Raw genomic sequence first — 22,566 nt, 5'->3', positions numbered from 1 at the left:
ATCAGATCGTGCTGGTTGGGAGGGCGTGCTGCAAGGGTCGTTCGGGGGGGCGCGCTGGGAGGTCCGCCTCGGACGCCGAGTGGTGGATGGGGCCGGACACAGAGGTCAACCGGTGGCCCCGCCCGCCCCATCGCATGGCGATCATCTCGGCGGCGATGCTGACGGCCGTCTCCTCCGGCGTACGGGCTCCTAGGTCGAGGCCAATGGGACTGGACATCCGGTCCAGCTCGTCGTCCGTCAGGCCGATCTCGCGCAACCGGGCCACGCGGTCCTCGTGGGTGCGTCGCGAACCCATCGCCCCGATGTAGCCGATCTCGGGCAGCCGCAGCGCGACCTCGAGGAGGGGGACGTCGAACTTGGGATCGTGGGTGAGGATGCACAAGGCGGTACGCCCGTCGACGCGGCCCGCCTCGACCTCGGCCTCGAGGTAGCGGTGCGGCCAGTCGACGACGACCTCGTCGGCGTCCGGGAACCGGCTCGTCGTCGCGAACACCGGTCGGGCGTCGCAGACGGTCACCTCGTAGCCGAGGAACTTGCCCATCCGGGCGCATGCGGCGGCGAAGTCGATCGCTCCGAAGACGAGCATCCGCGGCGCTGGGGCGAACACGTCCACGAAGACCCGCATCCCCTGCCCGCGCCGCTCACCGTCGGGACCGTAGGTGAGGGTCTCGCTGTGCCCCGAGGCCAGCAGCCCTCGGCTGTCGTCGGTCACCGCGTCGTCGGCCCGCTCACTGCCCATCCGCCCCTGTCGGCCGAGCGCCGCCTCCTCGGGCCGGACCACCATCCTGCGCCCCAGCCAGGACGGGTCAGGGTGCTCCACCACAGTCGCGACGGCGACGGGACGGCCCGCGTCGACGTCGTCGGCGACGTCGCCGAGCGCGGGGAAGCAGTCGGGCGAGACACGCTCCACCCAGACGTCGAGGATCCCCCCGCAGGTCAAACCAACGGCGTAGGCGTCCTCGTCACTCACGCCGTAGCGTTGCAGGACAGGGATACCCGACTCGAGAACCTCCTGGCCCAGCTCGTAGACGGCGCCCTCGACGCAGCCACCGGAGACCGAACCGACCACTTCACCGCCGGGCCCGATCAGCATTGCGGCACCCGGTTGTCGGGGAGCCGAGCGCCAGGTGGCGACGACGGTGCCGATGGCCACGCTCTCGCCGGCACGCCACCAGCGCATCAGCTCGGGCAGCACGTCACGCATGACCGACCACCGCCGCGAGGTCCTCGAAGGTCCGCAGAGAATGCCCAGCGACCAGCGCATCACAGTGCGGCAGGGCCACCACGATGCCCTGCTGGATCGGTTGGTAGCCGGCCTTGCCCCGGTGCGGGTTCACCCACACCACCCGATGCGCGAGCGCCTGGAGACGGCGCATCTGCTGCTCGAGCAGCTCGACACCCCCGCGTTCCCACCCGTCACTGAAAATGACCACCACCGCGCCTCGGGCCATGCCGCGCTGGCCCCAGCGGTCGAGGAACGCCTTGAGGGACTCGCCCAACCGCGTTCCCCCCGACCAGTCGGGGACGACCTCACCGGCCGCGGCCAGCGCGCGGTCAGGGTCGCGCTGGCGCAGAGCCCTGGTGACGTGGGTCAGGCGGGTTCCCATGGTGAAGACCTCGACGTGGCCCGGGTGGGTCTGTCCGGTGGACCAGCGGTGCGCCAGACGAAGGAGCGAGTCGGCATACGAGCTCATCGAACCGGAGACGTCCACGAGCAGGACGACGCGCCTAGACCGGCTGCCCCGGCGGCGCCACGCGAGGCGACCGGGCTCGCCCATCCGCTCGAGCTGACGACGCAGGGTGCGGCGAGCGTCGATCTCACCGCGGTGCCACGACGTGCGCCGGGAGGCTCTCCGTTGCGGATCCGGACAGGGAAGGGTCCCGAAAAGCGCTGCCAACAGGCGTCTCTCGACGTAGTCGAGCTGAGCCACATCGCGGTGCCGGAGCACCTCGGTGCCGCTGGCGTTCGCGCGCAGGAGCTCGTCCTCGCGGCGACGGGAGCCGTTGCCGTCCTGGTCGAGCACACTGGCCTGGGTCGACGTGGCTACGCCCGGTGCGGCCGTCGGTACGGCGACGGGCTTGCGGCTGAACCAGGCCCAGAACACCTGGTCATACCTCGCGAAGTCGTCCGGTCCGGTGCACAGCGTCGCCCGGCCGGCCCAGTAGGTCGCCCGGTCGTCGTCGAAACCGACCACGCAGACCGCCTCGAGGAACCCGGCCTCCCGATCGGCGGTGACGGACAACCCGGCCGCACGCAGGGCGCGAGCGAAACCGAGCAGGAGCGCGTCGGGTGCGGTCATGGCCTCACCCGCCCAGCATGGTGGCGAGGTCGGCTCGGACGCGGTCGGCGTCCTCCCGGTACTTCACGGCGACACCAAGGGTGGCCGCCGCGGTCTCTACGTCGAGCACGCCTGCACCGAGAGCGTCGAGCGCCCGGGCCCAGTCCAGAGTCTCGGCGACACCCGGAGGCTTGAGCAGGTCGTCACGCTGGCGAAGGCGCTGGGTCAGCCGCACCACCTGCTCGCTCAGGGCGGGGGCGACGTGCGGGGCGCGGCTGCGGACGATAGCGAGCTCACGCTCGAGCCCCGGGTGGTCGATCCAGTGGTAGAGGCAACGCCGCTTGAGCGCATCGTGCAGCTCACGGGTGCGGTTGGACGTGAGCACCACCACCGGCGGCGTCGTGGCGCGGACCGTGCCGAGCTCGGGGATGGTGACCTGGTAGGTCGACAGGACCTCGAGCAGGAACGCCTCGAACTCGTCGTCAGCCCGGTCGATCTCATCGACGAGCAGGACGGCCGGGCTCTCCCGAAGGGCCCGCAGGACCGGGCGGGCGAGCAGGAACCGCTCGTCGAACAGGGATTTCTCGACGTCGCTGGCATTATCGGAGGGCGCCGCCAACCCGGTCTCCCCGGCGACCCGCGCACTGGCCTCCAATGCGCGCAGATGCAGGATCTGCCGGGGGAAGTCCCAGTCGTAGAGCGCCTGGCTGGCGTCGATCCCCTCGTAGCACTGCATGCGGATGAGGGGGATGTCGAGTGCTTCGGCGAGCGCCTCGGCCAGTGCGGTCTTGCCCGTGCCGGGTTCTCCTTCGACCAACAGGGGACGGTGCAGCCGCAGCGCGAGGTAGCCCACCGTCGCCAGCGACTCGTCGACGAGGTAACCCGTCGCGCCGAGACGTTCGGCGAGGTCGGCGGGCGAGAGAATGGGTCCTTCTCGCTCCGTAGCCACCCCCCGATCATCACCCACATCCCTGGAGGGCGACAGCCCGACTGGGGTGTCGACGTCGACTCCGGTCGCAAGGTCGCCGCACTCGACAAGCATCACGTCGTGCTGAGCGAGGTAGTCGCGCGCGCCGCGGTCCCCGCTGGCATCGGCGCAGATCCCCTCCCAGTGGTCTCGGCCGAGGACCACGGGATGACCGGGGACGCCCTGGTATGCCGCCCGCCCGAGGGCGTCGCCGGCGTCACCAACGGTGTTGGTCACCCGACGGACTACCTCGGCCGAGACGTCCGGCAGGTCCACCAGGCTGACCACCGCGGTGGTGGACTCGCACCCGGCCAGCTCCTGCAGGCCCCGCCGCAGGGAGGCAGCCATGCCGGCTGCCCAGTCGGTGGCCTCGACCACACGCACATCCGGCCGACCCACGGCATCCGGGCCAAGGAGGTCGCGAGCTTCGGCAGCGCTGGCACCGAGGACGACGACGACGGGCGAGCAGCCGCCCGAAGCGATCGAGCTCGTCGCTCGACGCAGCCAGGACGTCCCGTCGGGGTCGTGCAACAACGCCTTGGGCTGCCCCATCCGGAGCCCGGCACCGGCAGCAAGGAGCACACCAGCCGGCGACGGCCTCGGCGACTCGCGACCGTGCATGAGCGCATGCAATCACGGGTTGCAGGGGTGCGAACCTGTTCTCAGGGAGAGCCGCTTGGGATCAGGCGAGCTGTTGGAGCTCGCCTGCCTCACGTGCGGCGGCAGACACGCTTGCAAGACGCGCATCTGCGGATTCCGCCCTGAGTCGGTCCCAGCTCAGCAGCCGGTGTTGTCTCGGCCGAGGACGAGCGCGATAGACAGGCCGACGTAGAACGCGCCTGGGTCTCGCGGTGTGGGTGACACCCATATACCCACGTGAGGTAGGCTTAGGTGAGACGAACATCGAGGAGGGCTCATCGTGAGCGCACTTGCCGGCTTCGAGCCCGTCGCCGAAGTCGCAGCCGACGACCGGGCTCGGATCGCGTTCGGACGCGCCGGTGTACACCGCAACGACCGGTTCTTGGTCTCTACCCGCTCGACCGGTGAGATCCTGCTGACCCCGCTGGCGAGCATCCCGAAGCGGGAACTGCTGGTGTGGGAGGACGACGCGCTACGTGAGTCTCTGCTCCGTGGCCTCGCTGACGCCTCCCAGGGCCGTGTGAGCCAGCGAGATGATCTGCTCGACGACAACGCCGGGTCGTGACCGCGCCCCCTTTCGCGTTGGTTTACACCGATGAGGCACTGCGCGTCTTGGAGGACCTCGGCAAGCCCGCTTACGCCGCGAAGCTGAAGAAAGCCACGAAGACGCTGCGGCTGCTGCACGACATCGGCCCCGGTCATCCAGGACTGAACTCCCACAAGTACCAGTCACTGACCGGGCCCGATGGCGAGGACGTATGGGAGTCCTACATCGAGAACAGAACCCCGGGCGCCTGGCGCATCTGGTGGCTGTACGGCCCCACGCCGGACACCCTCACGATCCTCACCCTCGGACCGCACCCGTAAGAACCGCTGTGCCGTCGGCGAACGTGAGCACAGGGCCCGTCGCCACGGCAGTCGAGCGGCCTGACATTGTCGTCGGAGCCGACGCGGCGTGGTCGCTAGTACGCCCGCTGCTGTCCGGGACGGCGACGGATCGGTGCGGGTCTACGTGTGCCTGCAAGTACCAGAGGAATGGGCACTCTCCGGCGTGATCGACCCCGCCAACCCGGCTAGGGCCCGCGCTTGGCTCCTCAGGCAGCTCAAGGGTTGGAGCCCCGAACTGACCGCGTTGGTCCAGAACGCCGGTGCCGAGATCGTCCCCCGACCGATTCATGTCCTACCGGTCGGCCACCGGTGGCCACGGGCGCCGGGTGCCACGTTGCTCGGCGATGCGGCGCACTTGATATCGCCGGCCGCTGGGGAGGGTGCCAACCTGGCCATGCTCGACGGCAGCGAGCTCGCGCTGGCGCTCGTCGCGCAGCTGGACGACATCGACACCGCGCTCGGTGCCTACGAGGCCGACATGGGGCCTGAGTGTCTGCAGCTCGTAAAGAGCGCCAAACGCCGCGAGGCACGAAGGCAAGCAGGCACACGGGGTCGCACCGCTAGCGGATCCACCAGTGGGGCAACCGAGGTCGCCACCCCTTCGCACATGGAACAGGATGAAGCATGGAGATCCAACTGAACATGCTTGGCGTGATCGTGAGCGACATGCCTGCCGCGCTCCGCTTCTACCGCCTGCTCGGCCTCGACATTCCCGCGACGGAGGACGAGAAGCCATTCGTCCTGCATCGGATGGGCAGTGGTGTGACCCTCTTCTTCGACACCGTGTTTGCGAAGGGGTACGACCCCTACTAGGAGGCACCCTCGACCGGATACGGCACGCTGTTGGAGTTCTACCTCGGTGAGGACGCGGCCGTCGATGCGAAATACGGGCAGCTGACCGATGCGGGCTACCACGGCCGCATGACTCCGCAGCAAACCAACGCACCCTACGCAGGAATGGTCGACGACCCCGACGGGAACGTCATACTCATGACTTCGGACAACGCGCTCAGGATCGACACGAGCGGCGCGTAGACGGTCGTCTCCACGGCGGAGAGTGCACTGTGAAGGATCGGGCAGCGGGACGGAGTATCCAGCGTCCACATCCCTACGCCGCCGGTACGGTTTCCCAGCATGGCGGATACCGACGTCCAGGCCGCGCCGGTCACCGTGGATGACACCGTGCTCGAGCAGCTCGTCGAGGCCGCGATCACCGATACCTCAGCCGACGAAGTCACTCCATCGTTGACCGCCTCTTCCTGGCCTGGCAGACCTGGTGCGACACGACGCCACTGACCGTGGAGCAGGACGCCCGACCACACTCGAGCTGGCGGGTGATGCGCACCGCGCTCCTGATCAACGTGTTGAACCCGAAGCTGACCATCTTCTTCCTCGCCTTCCTGCCCCAGTTCGTCCAGCCCGGCAGCGACCACGCGCTAGCCCGGATGCCACCCTCAGCGCCATCTTCATGCTCACCACGCTCGTCGTGTTCGCCCTCTACGGTGCATTCGCCGCCGGCATGCAGCGTCACATGATCTCCTGACCCCAAGTGGTGCAGTGGATGCACCGCATCTTCGGCGCCACCTACGTCGCTCATGCCTGCCGGCTCGCCCTGAGCACCCGATGACACGTTTGCCTATGACCACAAGCCAAACCCGCCACGGATCTCGCGGGATCGTGGCCACGCCAGCGACGACGTACCACAGGGATCGCATTGCGGCACACTGTCGTTGCGCTATTGGCCATTCGGCCGATACTATCATCCGCATGGCCAATAGTGATCGGTTGTCATCCCTTACCCAAGTCCTACGCGTGTATGTACTGGTTGTCCTGGTAACCATCGCGGCACTGATCATCATGTCGGTGGTTGCGCCGCACCTTGTCACTGATCATGCCTGGGGCCACGCGGTGATCGTGGCTGTGTTCGCGGTGCTGCTGCCGCTGCGTATGCGGTCCGCACGGGCGGGCGACCGGGGTGGGCTGCGCGCCGTCGGAATCATCAGCGCCGTGCTGTTCCTGGTCAACGTCGTCGAGATACTCATCCCCGGTTTTCTGCCGACGTGGATGCGGATCGAGATGATCGGCATTGCCGCCTTGATGGCGGTGTCCGTTGTCCTGGTCGCCCAGATCGCGGCACGCCATCACTGAGCGGTCGGTCCCGGCGTCAACGCCGCCCGACTCCGGCGACAATGGTCCGATGAGTTCACCGGACCGGGCATTGGCGCCTCCGCGACGCCGTCAACGCCTTGACGAGGCACAACGACGTAAGCAAATCATCGCCGGCTGCATCCAGGTCCTGGCCGAGCATGGATACCAGCAGGCATCGCTCGCGCTCATCGCCGAGGTCGCCGGCGTGTCCAAAGGCCTGATCTGGCACTACTACTCCGACCGCGACACCCTGATGGAACAGGTTGCGGTCACCACCGTCGCCCAGCTACGCCATCAGGTCGGCGCCGACATCGACCTGACCGCCCCCGTCCCGGACGTGCTCGACGCAGCCATCCACCGCGCGGCAGACCTGGGCCGCACCCACCCAACGCAGCTGCGCGCCCTGAGCCAGATCGCCCAGAACCTGCGCGCCGCCGACGGGACTCTGCGCCTCGACCTGACCTATTACGAGGAGACCTACCAAGCCCAAGAGGAACTGTTCCACCGCGGCCAGGCCGAGGGATCGCTGCGCGACTTCGACACCCGCGTCATGGCCGTCACTTACCAGGGCGCCATCGACGCGATGCTCGGATACCTGGAATCACACACCGACACTGACATCGGCAGATACGCCGACACCCTCAGCAATCTGGTCATTCAGGCCGTCAAGGCCCATCGACCAGACCGGCCGTCAACCACGGCCTGACACACTTACGAATCGACCTTCGACAGCCAGCCTCGCTCGAGGTGTCCGTAGGGGCGTCTTCGTGCCCAGGAGTTGGTCAACTCGGTCAGCCCAACAGCCCAACAGCCCAGGGCCCCGGGCGATGACAACTCCCATAAGTTCCGATATACCTGCAGCGCAACGGTCTGTCAGCCGAGCGGGGCCAGAGAGCGCGTAGTGAGGACGGGCTCACCGGCCTCGTCGGATGCCTCGAGGTCGACGGCGCAGGTGATCCGCCAGTCGTGGTCGCCCTCGGGGTCGTCGAGGATCTGGACGGCAGACGTCGCAGGGCTGGCCAGCGCGAACATAGCCGGACCCCGCGCATCCGGGCCGATGCCCACGTCGTCGTGTTCGTCGTAGTAGGCCTCGCCGGCCTCGGCCCACTCGTCGGCGGTGAGACCTCGACCGTCGTCCAGGTTCGCCAGCTCCTCCCACCGGCGCCGGGAGAGCAACTCGACTCGGCGGAACATCGCGTTGCGCACCATCACCCCGAACGAGCGTGCGTCCGCGGTCACCGGGCGCGGTGCAGACGGGAGAGAGGCGCTGCCGGCTGCCTCTGCGAGCGTCCGGTCGGGGTCGATGAGGGACTCCCACTCGTCGAGCAGGCTGGAGTCGGTCTGCCGGACGACTGCGCCGAGCCATTCGGTCAGGTCGATGAGGGACTCGGTATGCGCCGAGTCGGGCACGGTCTGCCGCAGTGCTTTGTATGCGTCGGAGAGATAGCGCAGGACGAGTCCCTCACCGCGGCTGAGGCCGTAGAACGCGACGTACTCAGAGAACGTCATCGCCCGCTCCCACATGTCGCGGACCACCGACTTGGGGGACAGTGCGGAGTCGTCCACCCAGGGGTGGCTGCGCCGGTAGGTCTGGAACAACGCCGACAGGAGCTCTTCGAGCGGCTTGGGCCAGGTGACGTCCTCGAGGAGCTCCATCCGCTCGTCGTACTCGATGCCGTCGGACTTCATCTCGGCGACGGCTTCCCCGCGAGCCTTGAACTGCTGGGACAGCAGGATGCCTCGCGGGTCTTCGAGCGTGGCCTCGACGACCGAGACGACGTCGACGGCATACGTGGGCGACTCCGGGTCGAGCACGTCGACCGCTCCGAGGGCGAACGCCGACAGCGGCTGGTTCAGCGCGAACCCGAGCTGCAGGTCCTCCACGAGTCGGGTGAGCCGCCCGTACTCGTCGACCTCGTCGAGCCGTTCGACGACCCCCGCGGCCAGCAGCGACCGGTAGATCTGCACCGCCTGCCGGACGTGACGGACCTGACGACGGGGGTCTTCGTCATTGTCGCGCAACAGCTTTCGCATCGCAGCAAACGGGTCCTCCTGCCTGGCCAGGACGTTGAGGACCATCGCGTGCGACACCCGCATTCGAGAGACGAGAGGCTCCGGGGGTGCCGCCACCAACCTGGTGAAGGTCTCCTGCGTCCAGCTGACCACTCCGTCGGGTGCCTTCTTGCGCTGTACCTTGCGGAGCTTCTTCGGGTCGTCTCCCGCCTTGGCCACGGCCCGGGCGTTCTCGATGACGTGGTCCGGCGCCTGCACGACGACCAGGCCGGAGGTGTCGAAGCCCGCCCTGCCTGCGCGCCCCGCGATCTGGTGGAACTCCCGAGCTTTCAAGACCCGTTGCCGCGACCCGTCGAACTTGGTGAGCGCCGTGAACAGGACCGTGCGGATGGGGACGTTGATGCCCACGCCGAGCGTGTCGGTCCCGCAGATCACCGTGAGGAGTCCGCGTTGGGCCAGCTGCTCAACCAGTCGGCGGTACTTCGGCAGCATGCCCGCGTGATGGACACCGATCCCCTGCCGCACCAACCGGGACAGGGTGCGCCCAAAGCCGGGCGCGAACCGGAATCCGCCCACCAGAGCCGCGATCTCGTCGCGCTGCTCCCGGCTGGCCACCGGGGTGGAGAGCAGTGACTGCGCACGTTCGAGCGCGGCCGCCTGTGTGAAGTGGACGACGTAGACCGGCGCCTGACGGGTCTGGAGCAGCTCGCTGATCGTCTCGTGCAAGGGAGTCATCGCCCACTGGTAGCTCAGGGGCACCGGCCGTTCGCTGGAGGCGATGACAGCGGTCGGCCGCCCCGTGCGCCGCACCAGGTCCTCCTCGAAACGTGCCGTGTCACCGAGCGTCGCGGACATCAGGAGGAACTGAGCGCGTGGCAGCTCGAGAAGCGGGACCTGCCAGGCCCATCCGCGGTCGGGCTCGGTGTAGAAATGAAACTCGTCCATGACGACCTGGGCGATGACGGCCCGAGAACCCTGGCGCAGCGCGACGTTCGCAAGGACCTCGGCGGTGCAGCAGATCAGTGGCGCGTCGGGGTTGACCGCCGCGTCACCGGTCAGCATCCCGACGCGGTCGGCGCCGAACGCGTCGCAGAGCGCGAAGAACTTCTCTGACACCAGCGCCTTGATCGGCGCTGTGTAGTAGGTCCGGCCTCCCGATGCGAGGGCCGCCAGGTGGGCACCGAGCGCGACGAGGCTCTTGCCCGAGCCAGTTGGCGTGGCCAGGATGACGTTTGAACCGGAGACGAGCTCGAGCAGCGCTTCCTCCTGCGCGGGGTAGAGCGCGAAACCCTGGTTGCTCGCCCAGTCGACGAACTCCGCCAGGACCGCGTCCGGGTCCGGCGAGGCACCAGAGGCGGTGAGGCGTACCAGCGCCTGCGCTAACGCGGGACGGTCGGGAGTCAGGAGCATCGTCATCGTGTATGCATCCTCCCCCGACCGGACCGACCGGACCGACCGGACCGCTAGTGTGGCGGGAACCGACGCTAAGGATGCCGTGTGAACGCTCTGAGTCTCGGCGTCCTGGCGAGCACGCTGAAGGAGAACGAGCGACGCCTGCCGCTGCATCCTCGCCACCTCGACCGGCTGCCCGATGAGCTGCGGTCGAGGGTTGTGCTCGAACAGGGCTACGGGGAGCGCTTCGGCTTGGCCGACGACCGGCTCGGGGAGCACGTCGCTGGGTTCCGGACACGTGCGCAGCTCATCGAGGAATGCGACATCATCCTGCAGCCCAAGCCATTGCCCAGCGATCTCACCGAGATGAGCGAGGGTCAAGTGCTGTGGGGCTGGCCGCACTGCGTGCAGGACCGGGAGATGACCCAGCTCGCCGTGGACCGCAAGCTCACCCTGATCGCCTTCGAGGCCATGAACCACTGGCACGCCGACGGCTCCTACGGCCTGCACGTCTTCCACAAGAACAACGAGCTGGCCGGTTACTGCTCCGTCCTGCACGCCATGCAGATCGCCGGGTCGACCGGGGACTACGGGCGTCGGCTGCGAGCCGTGGTCATCGGGTTCGGCGCGACCGCGCGGGGGGCGGTGACGGCGCTCAACGCCCTCGGTGTCAGTGACGTCGACGTCCTCACCCAGCGTCAGGTCGCGGCCGTTGCCTCACCCATCCATTCGGCGCGGATCGTGCAGTTCGACGTGGACGACAGCTCCAGCCGAGTGAGCTACGCCATCACCGACGAGGGCGAGGTGCCGCTGGCCGAGTTCCTGTCCGAGCACGACATCATCGTCAACTGCGTGCTACAGGACACCGATGCCCCCCTGATGTTCCTGACCGAGGACGACCTCGACGTCCTGGCGTCAGGCACCATGGTCATCGACGTCTCCTGCGACGAGGGGATGGGCTTCAGCTGGGCCCGGCCGACGTCGTTCTCGAGTCCCTCCTTCTTCGTCGGCGACGACGTGCTCTACTACGCCGTCGACCACAGCCCCTCGTACCTGTGGAACTCCGCCACCTGGGAGATCAGCGAGGCGCTGCTCCCGTTCCTCCCCACCGTGCTGGACGGGCGTAAGGGATGGGACGGCAACCCCACGATCCGGCGGGCCGTCGAGATCCTCGACGGTGTCATCCAGAACCCCGCGATCCTGTCTTTCCAGAACCGTTCCCCCACCTACCCCCATCGGTCCCTGTCAGGGTGACTCGACCGGGCTGGTGTCGCCGGACACCTCGCCACACATCGCCACCAACGCGGGGGCGACCTAGAATCCCTTGGTGAACACGTCACGGACGGGAGCCTCGCAGCGCGCCGACGACGTGCTGACAGCTCTCGCGAGCGACTCAGGCTGCGCGTGGTTCTTCCTGGACCTGGTGGGTGTCACTGGGCTCTCCAGCGGCAACCTGGCGGTGATCGTCAACGGGTACGAACGTCGTGGTTGGGTCGAGAGTGGCTGGGAGCACGTCGCCACCGACACGGTCGGCCAACCGCGCCGGTACTACCGGCTGAGCTCGGAGGGACGGTCGGTGGCACACAACGCCGGCTTGGACATACCGGCACTGTTCGGCGAGCAGGCACGAACTCGACTCACGCCGTCGGCGCGGAACACCCCGGTCGACGGGGACAAGCGGGCCGCTTTCGCGGCTGCGCTCTGCGACCTTGCTGCCGACGCCCTCCCGTCCGACGATCGCGAAAGATACCGCTCGGAGTGGCAGGCGGATGTTCGCGCCGACCCTGTCGGCGGACTTCGCTACGCCATCAGTCTTGTGGCCCACGTGGTCAGGTTGCGAGCGACGGTCGCTGGTAGGGACGTGAAGGACGTGCCCTGGCCGTGCGTCCTGCGTCAGCATCGGTTCGTCACCATTCATGACAACCGCGAGAACCTGCGCTCCATCAGTCATCTCTGCACGCGATGCGGGTACGTCAAGGACGAATGGCGAGGGGCCCGGGACGCTCGCGCCGACCTCGCCTGGGGCACCTTCACCCGAAGGGAGCCGTAGCCGCCGCGACTCCCCAGGGCTCGACCGAGGTCCGGACGAGCCTGCCTGTGCTGATCGCCTCGTCGACGGCCAGCGAGACCAGGTGATCCTGGCACGCCTGGGCGAGGGGGTAGGGCGCCGGACCGTCTCCCCTGGTCCAGGCAGCCATCCCCGTCAGCATCGACGCGATCGCGATCTCTTCGTCCATGAGTCGCAGGCCGAGGAACGGGTTGCGGTAGACCACGGCACCGTCGAAGGCGATGTGCTCCGTGTCGTAGCCGTCGAGGTCCAGGTCGTAGCCGAGCTGGGACCGGACCAGGGTGGAACGGACGATGGTGCGTGGCGCTGCAAGGCGGACGACGTCGTCGTTCGAGATCTCGCCGTGGCTACCGCGAACCAGGATGCGCCGCAGCCGCAGCTGGTTGTGCCACGGGTTGTCGGTGAAGTCATACAGGCCGCTCCTGCCGTCGCCGAAGTCGAGGGTGGCGAGGTCCGTACCAGCCGGTTTGGCAGAGGCATCGTCGGTCCACCCGTCGCGGGTGCGCGGATCCACCAACGGGCCGGTGAACCGGACACCGGAGACGGCGGCTGACTCGAACCCGGCGCCGAGGAACCCGCGCATGATCGAAACGGCGTGGTATCCGTGGGTCGACGACACCTGCACCGAGCTCACGTCGCCGATGAGGCCGCGCCGCAACAGCTCTCGTCGAGCGGCGTGACCGGGAAGCTCGAGGTACTGCTCGGCCACCTGTACCGCGTCGCGATGCCCGACGGCGGCCCAGAGCGAGCGAAGTGCTGCGAGGTCCGGTGCTGGCGGCGTCTCGCACAAGACGCGCGTCCCGGCCTCGACCAGCTCGACGACGACGCCGGGGTTCGCTGACCACGGGACACTGCTCACGACGAAGTCGGGCCGTTGCCTGCGCACCAGCTCCGTCGGAGACGAGTAGGTGGGAATGCCCCATCGGTCGACGACCTGTTCGGCAACCTCGGGTCGTCGGACGGTCGCCCCGACCAGCGTGAGCTGTTCGGGCAACAGTGCGGCGAGGCGCAGGAAGAACTGGGCCCGCCATCCGGTCCCGACCACTCCGACCGTCGATGGCTCAGCCACACACGCAGCCTCCCCCGGTCCTGGGCATCACGGTATGCGGGTGATCGAGGACGTCAGGTCCTCCCGACCCGGGAGGGCGTCGTAGGCGGTCGGCCAGTACTCCACCTGATGCACGATATGGCTGTCCTCGACGTCCGAGATGACGACGGCCCTGGCTGACTGGGTACCGTCGGTGGTGGTCACCTCGCTGACCACGCTCCGGTCGTCCGCCACGAGACGATGGACCTCGAACGACCAGACACCGCTGGCGGAGGGGTAGCGAGCCTGGAGCCGCGCGTAGTCGTCGCGGCCCGAGATGCGCTCCCCCGAGCAAGGCCAGTCCACCACACAGTCGTCGCTGAGATGGGTCACTGCACGATCCCAGTCGTTCTCCTGCATCGCGGACCAGAACGAACGCAGGACCTCGAGTGGCGACATCTGGCGATCGTAACGACCACCGCAGACCTGATGGCAGAACGGAGCACCCGAGTCGGGACGGTGCTTCAGATGACCTCAGATGCTCTCAGATACCCTCGGATGTCCTCAGATGCCCTGCCAGGCAGGCTTGTCCGCCCAGACGGCCAGGTAGTAGTCGACCAGCTCGAGGCGCGAGGCCGCAGCCGGGTCTAGCACCACGGTGACGTGTGGGTGGAGCTGCAGAACCGACGCAGGGCAGCGCGCACTCACCGGACCCTCGACCGCCTGACGCACCGCCTCCGCCTTGCCGGCGCCGGTCGCCAGCATGACCAGGTGACGCGCCTGGAGGATCGTGCCGAGGCCCTGCGTGAGCACGTGATGGGGCACCTCGTCAGGGGAGTCGAAGAAGCGCGCGTTGTCGGCACGCGTACGGGGCGTCAGGGTCTTGACCCTGGTGCGCGAGGCCAGAGACGACCCAGGTTCGTTGAACGCCAGGTGCCCGTCGGAGCCGATCCCGAGCAGCTGCAGGTCCACTCCCCCCGCGGCGACGATGGCTGCTTCGTATGCCGCGCAGGCTTCCACGATGTCGGTGGCCTGGCCGTCAGGTGTGTGCAACCGCTCGGCGGAAAGGTCCACCAGACCGACGAACTCGCGTTCGAGGACCTGGCGGTAGCCCTCGGGGTGGCCCGGCGGGAGGCCGAGGTACTCGTCCAGGGAGAAGGCGGTGGCGCGAGCGAAGGACACCTGGCCGACGTCGTGACGTCGGACGAGCTCGGCGTAAACCGGCGAGGGACTGGAACCCGTCGCGAGCCCCAGCACCGCATCCGTGGCCCCCCACAGGAGGTCGGTGATGGCGTCGGCGACCAGCGCTGCTCGCTCCGACTCCGCACCGAGGACGATGACCTCCATGCTCAGACCGCCAGACCGGCGACGGGTACGGCGCGCAGGTCTGGATGGCTCACCGCCCCACTGTTTCGCACCACCGCCCCAGCAGCAACCAGGGCTGACCGGGCAGCCACCGTCTCGAGGCATCCGCTGGTCGACACCGAGGCTGTGGCCGGGGTCACGACTCTCCCCGGGCGAGGAACCGGTCGAGTGCGACGGTCGAGACAGCGGAGGAGCCCATCGTGTGCACGACCGTCCGTGCTGCCACCGGTTCCGGGGATGGCCATCCGAGCTCGACGACGACGAGGTCGGGCCGCTGTCGGACCAGCTCGTCCAGGGCCCGACCCACCCAGGGATGTCGCTGCCCGCCCCGGGTCAGCACGACCACGGGACGGTCCTCGTCGAGACGCGGCAGCGGGTCGTCCTCGTGCACGTCCACCATGCCCTGCCCGCCTCTGACCTGACCGCGCTCGGGAAGGCCCCACGGGGCCAGCCCGACAGCAAGACTCGCGCCCGTGACCAGGCGGACGACGGTGGCGCCGGTACAAGGCTGCAGGGGACCCACGAGGGAGATGGCCAGGGCGGCCGCCCGCTGGCTGGCGGATCGCGTTGCCGTATGCGGGTTCTCACCCGAGAACTCGCCGATCTCCACCGACCGGCGCAGCGTTGCCAGGCGCGTGCTCGCCCCGTCGACGCGACTGGCCGCCTCCTGCAGGCGGGCGGACGCGAGTCGGCCGTCGGCAACCGCCCCGACGATCTCGTCGAGCACGACCTGGACTCTCTGGTCCGTGAACGACGGACCGAGGCAGAGCAAGTCCACTCCAGCGGCCAGTGCCGCCACGGCTGCAGCCGGGACGCCGATCTCCCCACTGGCACCTTTCATGTCGAGGGCGTCACTGACCAGCAGTCCGTCGAAGCCCAGCCCGCCTGCGGCCACGGGAGCACGAAGCAGCCGGGTGGCTTCCGGGCTGAACGTCGCCGGGCGAGTGGGGTCGAGGGCACGGACGACCACGTGCGACGTCATCACCGCCGTGGCACCGGCGGCGAGACCGGCCCGGAACGGGACCAGCTCTCGCTGGTTCAGTGTGTCGAGTGACGCGTCGACGACGGGGAGCGCGAGGTGTGAGTCGTCAGTCGTGTCCCCGTGACCCGGGTAGTGCTTGAGGCATGCCCCGGCCCCACCCGCCTGGACACCGCGCACCCAGGTGGCGGTGTGGCGGGCGACGAGGTCGGGGTCGGCCCCAAAGCTGCGGACGCCGATGACGGGGTTGAGCGGGTTGGAGTTGACGTCGGCCACGGGCCCCAGGTCGAGGTCGACGCCCACTGCCAATAGCTCGGCCCCGATGTCGCGGGCAACCTGCTCGGTCAGCGTCAGGTCGTCCGCGGCGCCCAGCACGGCATGGCCGGCGTGCGGGCTGCCGACTCGGTAGTACAACCGGGTGACGTCCCCACCTTCCTCGTCCAGCGCTGTGATGGCTGCAGAGTTGGCGTCGTGGATCGCGTTGTCGAGATTGGCGATCGTGAAATGGTCGGGAGCGTTGGTGCTATAGAGGCATACCCCGCCAAGCCCGGCCGCCAGGCGTGCTCGAGCCCACTCGGGGAGGACTGCTCCGTCGAACGAGGCCAGCAGCGTCCGGGCCGCGAGCCGCGCAGTGTCGCTCATCTCAGCCATCTCAGCCCTGCACGCCGGGGCCAGGCCCGGTCCGATCAGCGGGAGTGTGATCGATCGGAACGACCTTATCCGGGTGCACGTGTCGGCTGTCGCCGCTTCTTCCAGCTCCACCGGTATGCGGTCGATGAGACCCCGTAGCGTCCAGACGCGCAGGCCCCCGATGCATCCAGACGATGGGCATCGTTGGAATAGGTGACATACGGTGAAGATCCCCCACGAAGGAGCGTCATGCCCGCCCTCACCACCACACTCACCGCTGCCGTCACCCCGTCTGACCGGGCCCGGCAGGTCGGGGTCACCCTCGCCGAGATCTTCTGCGTCGTCGGCACTCTGATCGGTGTCGGGGTGCTCGGTACGCGAGTGCAGGACTCGTCCGGGGGTGCTCTCTCGGCTGAGGCGACCCGCATCGCGCCTGCTGGTCCGGCTTTCTCCATCTGGTCCGTCGTTTACCTCGGGCTGCTCGCCTACACCGTCTGGCAATGGTTTCCCCGCAACGCCACGAGCGAGCGCACCCGCTCGACCGGTTGGCTGGCGGCAGCCTCCATGGTGCTCAACGCGGCGTGGCTCCTGGTGACACAGCAGGGCTGGATCTGGGTCAGCGTGATCGTCATCGTGGCGCTGGCACTCGTCCTGGGCATCCTGGTCCGGCGGCTGACCTCGGTCCGCGCCACGGGGAGCCTGGAGCGCATCGTCGTCGACGGGACGTTCGGCCTCTACCTCGGCTGGGTCGCCGTGGCGACCTGCGCCAACGTCACCGCTGCGTTCGTCTCGGCGGGTGTCCGCCCCAGCGACACGGTGAGCGACCTCCTCGCTGTCGTCGTTCTCGCAGTGGCAGCAGGTCTCGGCCTCGTCCTTGCCGCGAGACTGGGTGGCCGGTATGCCGTGGCCGTTGCCATGGCATGGGGCCTTGCGTGGATCGCCATCGGTCGGGTGTCGAGCACGCCGACCTCGACCATCACCGCGATCGCGGCGGCCGTGGCAGCCGTCGCGGTCGTCCTTGCGGCCGTGCTGCGTCGTCGTGTGGACAGCGCGTCTGGTGCCCCGGCCGCTTCACCCGCCTTGCTCAGCTGAGGTGGTAGGGCTCCACGTCTGACTTGTGGCCCTCGTCGGCACCCACGGGCGCGCCGGCCGAGTCGGGAGTCCGCGCCGAACCCTGCTCGGCCGGGCCGCGTTGAACCAGACGAACGATGATCGACTTCGACGTGGGGCAGTTGCTGCCGATCGCCGTGGAGTCCAACGGCACCAACGGGTTCGTCTCCGGATAGTAGGCGGCTGCGGTCCCCCGTGGGGTGTCGTACGCGACGATCCGGAAGGCCGCGACACACCGCTCGGAGCCGTCGTTCCACTCGCTCACCAGGTCGACCAGCTGCCCGTCGTGGAGACCGAGATCGGTGATGTCGAGTTCGTTGACGAACACCACGCGGCGGCCTCCCGAGATCCCTCGGTAGCGGTCCTCGAGACCGTAGATCGTGGTGTTGTACTGGTCGTGGCTTCGAAGCGTCTGCATCAACAACCGACCCTCCGGGACGTGCAGGATGTCGATCGGGCTGACCGTGAAGACAGCGACCTTCTCCTGCGTGGGGAAGGTCCGCGAGTCGCGCGGTGGGTGCGGGAGAACGAATCCCCCTGGCTGGTCGACCTTCTCGGGGTATGCCTCACAGCCGGGAACCACTCGGGAGATCGCTCGCCGGATCTCGGTGTAGTCCGAACGGAACGCTTCCCACGGGATCTTGCCCACACCGGGGACGGTCGCCTCGGCCAGGCTGCAGACGATGTCGACCTCCGACCGCAAGTGCGGAGAGGCGGGGGTCAGCGGTCCCTTGGAGGCATGAACCGACGACATCGAGTCCTCGACGGTCACCCGTTGGACCTGGCCTCCGGTCCGGTCCTTCTCACTGCGGCCCATCGTGGGGAGCAGCAGTGCCGTCTCGCCCGTGACGACGTGTGAGCGGTTGAGCTTCGTCGACACCTGCACGGTCAGCAGGGCCGACCGCATGGCCTTCTCCACCACCGCGGTATCCGGCACCGCAGCAACGAAGTTACCGCCCATCCCCATGAACACTGACGCCTTGCGGTCTCGCAGGGCCCGCACGGAGTCCACCGTGTCGAAACCGTGCTCGCGCGGTGGGTCGAAGACGAACTCCTTCTGCAGGGCGTCGAGGAAATGGCCGGGCACCTTCTCCCAGATGCCCATCGTCCGGTCGCCCTGGACGTTGGAGTGTCCGCGGACCGGGCACAGGCCGGCGCCCGGTTTGCCGATGTTGCCCTGCGCGAAGGCGAGGTTCGCAATCTCCTTGATCGTCGCGACTGCGTTGCGGTGCTGGGTGATCCCCATGGCCCAGCAGTAGACGGTCGCCCGTGATTCCGCGATCATCTCGGCCGCCTCCTCGACCTGTGGCCGGGTCAGACCGGTCGCGAGCGAGACGGCCTGCCAGTCGACGGCGCGCATGTGGTCGGCCCATGCGGCGAAGCCCGTCGTGTGACGCTCGATGAAGTCAAGGTCGAAGACGGCCCCAGGCGCGTCCGCCGCCGTCGCAGCGTCCTCTTTGGCGACAAGCAAGGACGAGATCCCCTGCATGAGAGCAAGATCGCCATTGACCTTGACCGGCAGGTGCAGGTCGGCGAGCTCGGTTCCGACCCCTGACAGCCCGCGCGGAGTCTGTGGGTTTCGGAACCGGCCGAGGCCGGCCTCCGCCAACGGGTTGATCGCCAGGATCTTCGCACCCCGCTGCTTGGCGATCTCCAGTGCGCTCAGCATCCGCGGGTGGTTGGTGCCCGGGTTCTGGCCCATGATGACGATGAGCTCGGCGCTGTGCACGTCCTCGAGGCTGACGGTGCCCTTGCCGATGCCGATCACCTCGGCGAGCGCGACGGACGTCGACTCGTGACACATGTTGGAGCAGTCGGGCAGGTTGTTGGTTCCGAACGCGCGAACGAACAGCTGGTAGAGGAATGCCGCCTCGTTGGATGTGCGCCCTGAGGTGTAGAAGACCGCCTGGTCTGGGGTGTCCAGGCTGCGCAGCGTGTCGGCGACGAGCTCAAAGGCCTCATCCCACTCGATCGGCGTGTAGTGGGTCGCCCCGGCGCGCTTGACCATTGGATGCGTGATACGCCCTTGTTTGCCGAGCCAGTAGTCCGTGTGACCTTCCAGCTCCGCAAGCGAGTGGCCAGCAAAGAAGTCGGGGCCGACCCGCAGCTCGGTCGCCTCCTCAGCGACCGCCTTGGCTCCGTTCTCACAGAACTCGGCCGTATGCCGGTGGGACGGGTCGGGGTCGGGCCAGGCGCACCCCTGGCAGTCGAACCCCTCGACCTGGTTCAGCTTGAGCAGTGTCTGGGCCGTGCGACGCACGCCCATCGATCGCACCGCCCGGTCCATCGTGACGGCGATCGCCTGAACCCCGGCGGCCGCGTCCTTGCTGTGGTGAACCTCGAGCTTGCTCTCGTCGATGTCGTCCGTCGGCGCTGACCTGATTAGCCCCATACCCTCCGCTTTCCAGAGTCTCCCCGAACCGTCACGTCACGTCACGTCACGTCACGGTACCCATGGGGACTCCCGATCCGCACCTGCAGAGCGCCGAGGCTGGGGAACAGGGCGAACCAGTTGCGGTGTTGCCCGGTCATGAGCATCGTGATGCAAGCGGTTTGGAACGGTCAGGTCATTGCCGAGTCCGACGACACGGTCGTGGTGGAGAACAACCACTACTTCCCGACGTCGTCGATGAAGGACGGTGTGGTGATGTCCGACAGCGCTACCCACACGGTCTGTCCGTGGAAGGGCACCGCGTCGTACTACTCGGTGCAGGTGGGCGGCGGGACGAACCCGGATGCGGCCTGGTACTACCCCGAGCCGAAGCCGGAGGCTGAGATGGTCCGGGACCGGGTTGCCTTCTGGCACGGCATCACGGTGCAGCCCGCGCTCTGAGGCGTCCCGGCGCGCAATCGTGACCAATCCGAGATCTTCGGAGTGACCTCATCCTGCGCTCCTGTGACGTGCGGAAACACCGTCATGTGATTTGGATACTGTGCGTAAGCGCTGCCGGTATGCGTCGTCCCTAGTGGTGATGAAGTTCACCTCTGTTCCTTCTGTGACGGATGAGTTCTAGAGTCGTCGCCACCCCGAGGTACCCAGGGACGGACGGAGTGACGGCGGGAGGCGGCGATGGGCGACTTCGCCATGGGCATGCAACCAGTTCGCCGCAACGCCTTGTCGTCACTGTTCGTGGTCATCTGTGCCGCTGCCATCATGATGTCGACCAGTTCGACCGCCCACGCTGTGTCGGCTGACCGCGGTCCGGCATACCCCAGCTCAAGCGATGTCGCACAGGCCGGCTCGGCCGTGGTTGGGGCAGCTGCGCAGGCGGCTGAACTCGACCGCCAGCTCGGCCAGGCCAGGTCGGCTGCCGCGGCACTGGTCAACGCGTCAGCTGCAGCCGACATGGCCGCCAACAGCGCGCAGATCCTGCTCCAGACTCGCACCGGTGAAAGTGCCAGTGCCGCGGCGACGGCCCAGTCGGCCAGGACGACGTCCGATGCCACCCAGCTGTCGTTGTCGCTGTATGCCGCGGAGGTGTTCCAACAGGGCAACGCCACGCTCGGACAGCTCGACTTCCTGTTCGGCAATGGCGGTCCGCAGGCGGCGCTGGACCGTGCCGCCGGACTCGACGCCGTCGGAGACGAACACGCGCGACTGACGGCAGACGCCGCGTCCGCGCGACTGTCGGCCGAGTCGACCGAGCTCGCGGCGACCGAGGCTCAGTCCCGTCAGGAGCAGGCGGCAGCCGAGGCCACGTCCCTCCAGAAGGACGCGGCGGCTGCGGCTTCGGCGGCTCAGGCCGAAAGCGTCGCCGTGCACGACCAGGAGCGAGTTACCGTGGGCCAGCTCGCCGCGCTGGGACAGACGTCGACCGACCTCGAGCAGCGGCGACAGGACGGGCTCGCCGCCGCGGCGGAGGCAGCCAGGATCGAGGCGGTTCGCCAGGCAGGCCTCCAGGCGGCTCGACAGGCGGCGGAACAAGCCGCGCAGCAGGCTCTGGCCGACGCAGCCGCCAGGCAGTCCGCTGCTGCAGCGGCGGAACAGGCTGCCCGGAGCAGCCGCGACGCGGCCGCAGCAGCAGCGGCCAAGCAGGCCGCAGACCTCGCTGCCCAGCAAGCCGCACAGGCAGCCGCCACGCGCCCAACGCGCCCAACCTCGCCACCGGCCACACCGTCTCCGCCTCCGCCACCATCGACCGGGTCGACCGGGACGCCGGGAGTCCCGCTGAACCTCGCTCGCGCCGACATGTGGGACCGGATCGCCGCGTGCGAGTCCGGCCAGAACTGGCACATCAACACCGGGAACGGCTACTACGGCGGGTTGCAGTTCAACATGCAGGCCTGGCTCGGCTTCGGCGGCGCCGACTTCGCGGCCCGAGCGGACCTCGCGAGCCGTGAGCAGCAGATCACGGTCGCCAACCGCCTGTATGCCCAGCTCGGGCTGCGCCCGTGGAGCTGCCGCACCGCAGCGTGACTGGGCCAGCCGTCGAGCTCAGGCCCACGTTGGTGGGTCAGCTCCTCGTCGATGGTCACGTGGACGTCGACCCACGCGCGGGCGCGGCACGCTGGGTGGGAAAGGTCCCTAGTTGCTCGACGAGGTAACCGCCCGGGTAGGAGCGGATGCGTGTGAGGTCCCGGCCTCGGCGGGGCAACCGTCGTGGTGGGAAGTGGCGCACCAGCCGACCACGCAGCCGCAGCAGAGAGTGTGCGGTTCGGCCAGCCGCATGAAAAGGGCCCTACGCGTCGCTCTGGTTCGCAGGAGCGGCGTGACGCCCGCTCGCGCCTGCGACGAGGGCCGGGCAGCGCCGCGACCCAGCGGGCGGCAGGGCCAGCTGGGTGTGGGGCGGGGTCATCGTCGTTCGGGTGGAGGGTCGGGTTCGGTGGCTGGTTCGAGGCCGAGGGTGAGCTGCTTGTCCGGCTTGTCCGGCGGGTCACACTCTGACCTGTCGCCGCGACTACCGGCGCGGGCCACGGCGAGGGCCGTGGTCAGTGCGTGGTCGTAGGAGCCTCGGGTCAAATCCCAGACGACGTGTCCGGTGGTCGGGTCAACCTTTCCGTGTAGCCGGCGGGTGTGGACGAGGGTGTGGTGGTGGCCGCATAGGAGGGCGGCGTTGTCGA

At 68.4% G+C, this 22,566-nt stretch carries 24 protein-coding genes and 2 pseudogenes; 14 read left to right on the top strand and 12 right to left on the bottom strand.

Annotated features, from left to right (window positions below):
• Window position 1 precedes the first annotated feature (1 nt).
• From ABI385_RS06325 to ABI385_RS06310, 4 genes and pseudogenes are all read right to left on the bottom strand, one after another.
• Window positions 2–1,204, bottom strand: coding sequence for an XdhC/CoxI family protein (locus ABI385_RS06325; RefSeq protein ID WP_348102899.1), 1,203 nt, complete (start codon window positions 1,202–1,204; stop codon window positions 2–4).
• A complete protein-coding gene (locus ABI385_RS06320) occupies window positions 1,197–2,300 on the bottom strand; it encodes a VWA domain-containing protein (RefSeq protein ID WP_348102898.1) in 1,104 nt (367 codons plus the stop codon). The genes ABI385_RS06325 and ABI385_RS06320 overlap by 8 nt, the downstream gene beginning before the upstream one ends.
• A 4-nt stretch (window positions 2,301–2,304) precedes the next feature.
• Entirely contained in the window at window positions 2,305–3,204 is a 900-nt protein-coding gene (locus ABI385_RS06315) for a MoxR family ATPase (protein ID WP_348102909.1), read from the bottom strand.
• A gap of 132 nt (window positions 3,205–3,336) precedes the next feature.
• Window positions 3,337–3,867 (bottom strand): annotated as a pseudogene (locus tag ABI385_RS06310) (NTP transferase domain-containing protein); the annotation flags it as partial.
• A 298-nt stretch (window positions 3,868–4,165) separates the two neighbouring features.
• Here ABI385_RS06310 and ABI385_RS06305 point away from each other — a divergent pair.
• The 9 genes from ABI385_RS06305 (at window position 4,166) to ABI385_RS06270 (ending at window position 7,627) form a co-directional block, all read left to right on the top strand.
• Window positions 4,166–4,450, top strand: coding sequence for a hypothetical protein (locus ABI385_RS06305; RefSeq protein WP_348102897.1), 285 nt, complete (start codon window positions 4,166–4,168; stop codon window positions 4,448–4,450).
• Window positions 4,447–4,752 (top strand): hypothetical protein, encoded by a 306-nt coding sequence (locus ABI385_RS06300; protein WP_348102896.1) that lies wholly within the window; start codon window positions 4,447–4,449, stop codon window positions 4,750–4,752. Before ABI385_RS06305 ends, ABI385_RS06300 begins: the two co-directional genes overlap by 4 nt.
• A gap of 133 nt (window positions 4,753–4,885) precedes the next feature.
• Window positions 4,886–5,413, top strand: coding sequence for an FAD-dependent monooxygenase (locus ABI385_RS06295; RefSeq protein ID WP_348102895.1), 528 nt, complete (start codon window positions 4,886–4,888; stop codon window positions 5,411–5,413).
• Window positions 5,398–5,586, top strand: a complete 189-nt coding sequence (locus ABI385_RS06290) for a hypothetical protein (RefSeq protein WP_348102894.1) — start codon at window positions 5,398–5,400, stop codon at window positions 5,584–5,586. The genes ABI385_RS06295 and ABI385_RS06290 overlap by 16 nt, the downstream gene beginning before the upstream one ends.
• Window positions 5,587–5,616: 30 nt before the next feature.
• Window positions 5,617–5,808, top strand: coding sequence for a hypothetical protein (locus ABI385_RS06285; RefSeq protein WP_348102893.1), 192 nt, complete (start codon window positions 5,617–5,619; stop codon window positions 5,806–5,808).
• A 99-nt stretch (window positions 5,809–5,907) separates the two neighbouring features.
• Complete coding sequence (locus tag ABI385_RS18470) at window positions 5,908–6,069, top strand: hypothetical protein (RefSeq protein WP_407068234.1); 162 nt, start codon at window positions 5,908–5,910, stop codon at window positions 6,067–6,069.
• Between the two features lie 2 nt (window positions 6,070–6,071).
• Window positions 6,072–6,308 (top strand): LysE family transporter, encoded by a 237-nt coding sequence (locus ABI385_RS18465; protein WP_407068233.1) that lies wholly within the window; start codon window positions 6,072–6,074, stop codon window positions 6,306–6,308.
• A gap of 232 nt (window positions 6,309–6,540) precedes the next feature.
• Window positions 6,541–6,921 carry a hypothetical protein gene (locus tag ABI385_RS06275; protein ID WP_348102891.1) on the top strand — a complete coding sequence of 127 codons (381 nt, stop codon included), beginning with the start codon at window positions 6,541–6,543 and terminating at the stop codon, window positions 6,919–6,921.
• Between the two features lie 49 nt (window positions 6,922–6,970).
• Window positions 6,971–7,627: a TetR/AcrR family transcriptional regulator gene (locus tag ABI385_RS06270; RefSeq protein ID WP_348102890.1), complete on the top strand. Its 657-nt coding sequence runs from the start codon at window positions 6,971–6,973 to the stop codon at window positions 7,625–7,627.
• Window positions 7,628–7,794: 167 nt separating this feature from the next.
• Here ABI385_RS06270 and ABI385_RS06265 read toward each other — a convergent pair whose 3' ends face one another.
• On the bottom strand, window positions 7,795–10,344 hold the full coding sequence (locus ABI385_RS06265; protein ID WP_348102908.1) for a DUF3516 domain-containing protein: 2,550 nt from the start codon (window positions 10,342–10,344) through the stop codon (window positions 7,795–7,797).
• Between the two features lie 87 nt (window positions 10,345–10,431).
• On the opposite strand from ABI385_RS06265, the gene ABI385_RS06260 reads away from it, so the two are divergent.
• Together ABI385_RS06260 and ABI385_RS06255 are read left to right on the top strand one after the other, a co-directional pair.
• Window positions 10,432–11,580, top strand: a complete 1,149-nt coding sequence (locus tag ABI385_RS06260) for a N(5)-(carboxyethyl)ornithine synthase (protein ID WP_348102889.1) — start codon at window positions 10,432–10,434, stop codon at window positions 11,578–11,580.
• A gap of 73 nt (window positions 11,581–11,653) precedes the next feature.
• Complete coding sequence (locus ABI385_RS06255; protein ID WP_348102888.1) at window positions 11,654–12,376, top strand: hypothetical protein; 723 nt, start codon at window positions 11,654–11,656, stop codon at window positions 12,374–12,376.
• Here ABI385_RS06255 and ABI385_RS06250 read toward each other — a convergent pair.
• From ABI385_RS06250 to ABI385_RS06230, 5 genes are all read right to left on the bottom strand, one after another.
• A complete protein-coding gene (locus ABI385_RS06250) occupies window positions 12,357–13,463 on the bottom strand; it encodes a Gfo/Idh/MocA family oxidoreductase (protein ID WP_348102887.1) in 1,107 nt (368 codons plus the stop codon). The genes ABI385_RS06255 and ABI385_RS06250 overlap by 20 nt on opposite strands.
• A 27-nt stretch (window positions 13,464–13,490) precedes the next feature.
• Entirely contained in the window at window positions 13,491–13,880 is a 390-nt protein-coding gene (locus ABI385_RS06245; RefSeq protein ID WP_348102886.1) for a nuclear transport factor 2 family protein, read from the bottom strand.
• Window positions 13,881–13,985: 105 nt separating this feature from the next.
• Window positions 13,986–14,768, bottom strand: coding sequence for a glucosamine-6-phosphate deaminase (gene nagB, locus ABI385_RS06240; RefSeq protein ID WP_348102885.1), 783 nt, complete (start codon window positions 14,766–14,768; stop codon window positions 13,986–13,988).
• A 2-nt stretch (window positions 14,769–14,770) separates the two neighbouring features.
• Complete coding sequence (locus ABI385_RS06235) at window positions 14,771–14,926, bottom strand: hypothetical protein (protein ID WP_348102884.1); 156 nt, start codon at window positions 14,924–14,926, stop codon at window positions 14,771–14,773.
• Window positions 14,923–16,407 (bottom strand): glycoside hydrolase family 3 N-terminal domain-containing protein, encoded by a 1,485-nt coding sequence (locus ABI385_RS06230; protein ID WP_348102883.1) that lies wholly within the window; start codon window positions 16,405–16,407, stop codon window positions 14,923–14,925. The genes ABI385_RS06235 and ABI385_RS06230 overlap by 4 nt, the downstream gene beginning before the upstream one ends.
• Window positions 16,408–16,644: 237 nt before the next feature.
• Between ABI385_RS06230 and ABI385_RS06225 the strand changes: the two genes are divergently transcribed.
• Window positions 16,645–17,487 carry a TspO/MBR family protein gene (locus ABI385_RS06225; RefSeq protein WP_348102882.1) on the top strand — a complete coding sequence of 281 codons (843 nt, stop codon included), beginning with the start codon at window positions 16,645–16,647 and terminating at the stop codon, window positions 17,485–17,487.
• Here the strand turns inward: ABI385_RS06225 and ABI385_RS06220 are convergent.
• Window positions 17,480–19,897, bottom strand: coding sequence for an FdhF/YdeP family oxidoreductase (locus ABI385_RS06220; protein WP_348102881.1), 2,418 nt, complete (start codon window positions 19,895–19,897; stop codon window positions 17,480–17,482). The two genes, ABI385_RS06225 and ABI385_RS06220, sit on opposite strands and share 8 nt — an antisense overlap.
• Window positions 19,898–20,035: 138 nt before the next feature.
• Here ABI385_RS06220 and ABI385_RS06215 point away from each other — a divergent pair, with 138 nt between their 5' ends.
• Both ABI385_RS06215 and ABI385_RS06210 read left to right on the top strand, forming a co-directional pair.
• Window positions 20,036–20,338 (top strand): DUF427 domain-containing protein, encoded by a 303-nt coding sequence (locus ABI385_RS06215; protein ID WP_348102880.1) that lies wholly within the window; start codon window positions 20,036–20,038, stop codon window positions 20,336–20,338.
• 237 nt (window positions 20,339–20,575) lie between these two features.
• Window positions 20,576–21,922 carry a transglycosylase family protein gene (locus tag ABI385_RS06210; RefSeq protein WP_348102879.1) on the top strand — a complete coding sequence of 449 codons (1,347 nt, stop codon included), beginning with the start codon at window positions 20,576–20,578 and terminating at the stop codon, window positions 21,920–21,922.
• A 375-nt stretch (window positions 21,923–22,297) separates the two neighbouring features.
• Here ABI385_RS06210 and ABI385_RS06205 read toward each other — a convergent pair.
• Window positions 22,298–22,566, bottom strand: a pseudogene (locus tag ABI385_RS06205) (hypothetical protein); the annotation flags it as partial.

Origin of the sequence: Lapillicoccus sp. (assembly GCF_039935575.1) — a bacterium.
Lineage (GTDB): Bacteria > Actinomycetota > Actinomycetes > Actinomycetales > Dermatophilaceae > Lapillicoccus.
The sequence above is the reverse complement of the archived record's forward strand: the minus strand, read 5'-3'. Positions and strand labels throughout refer to the sequence as shown.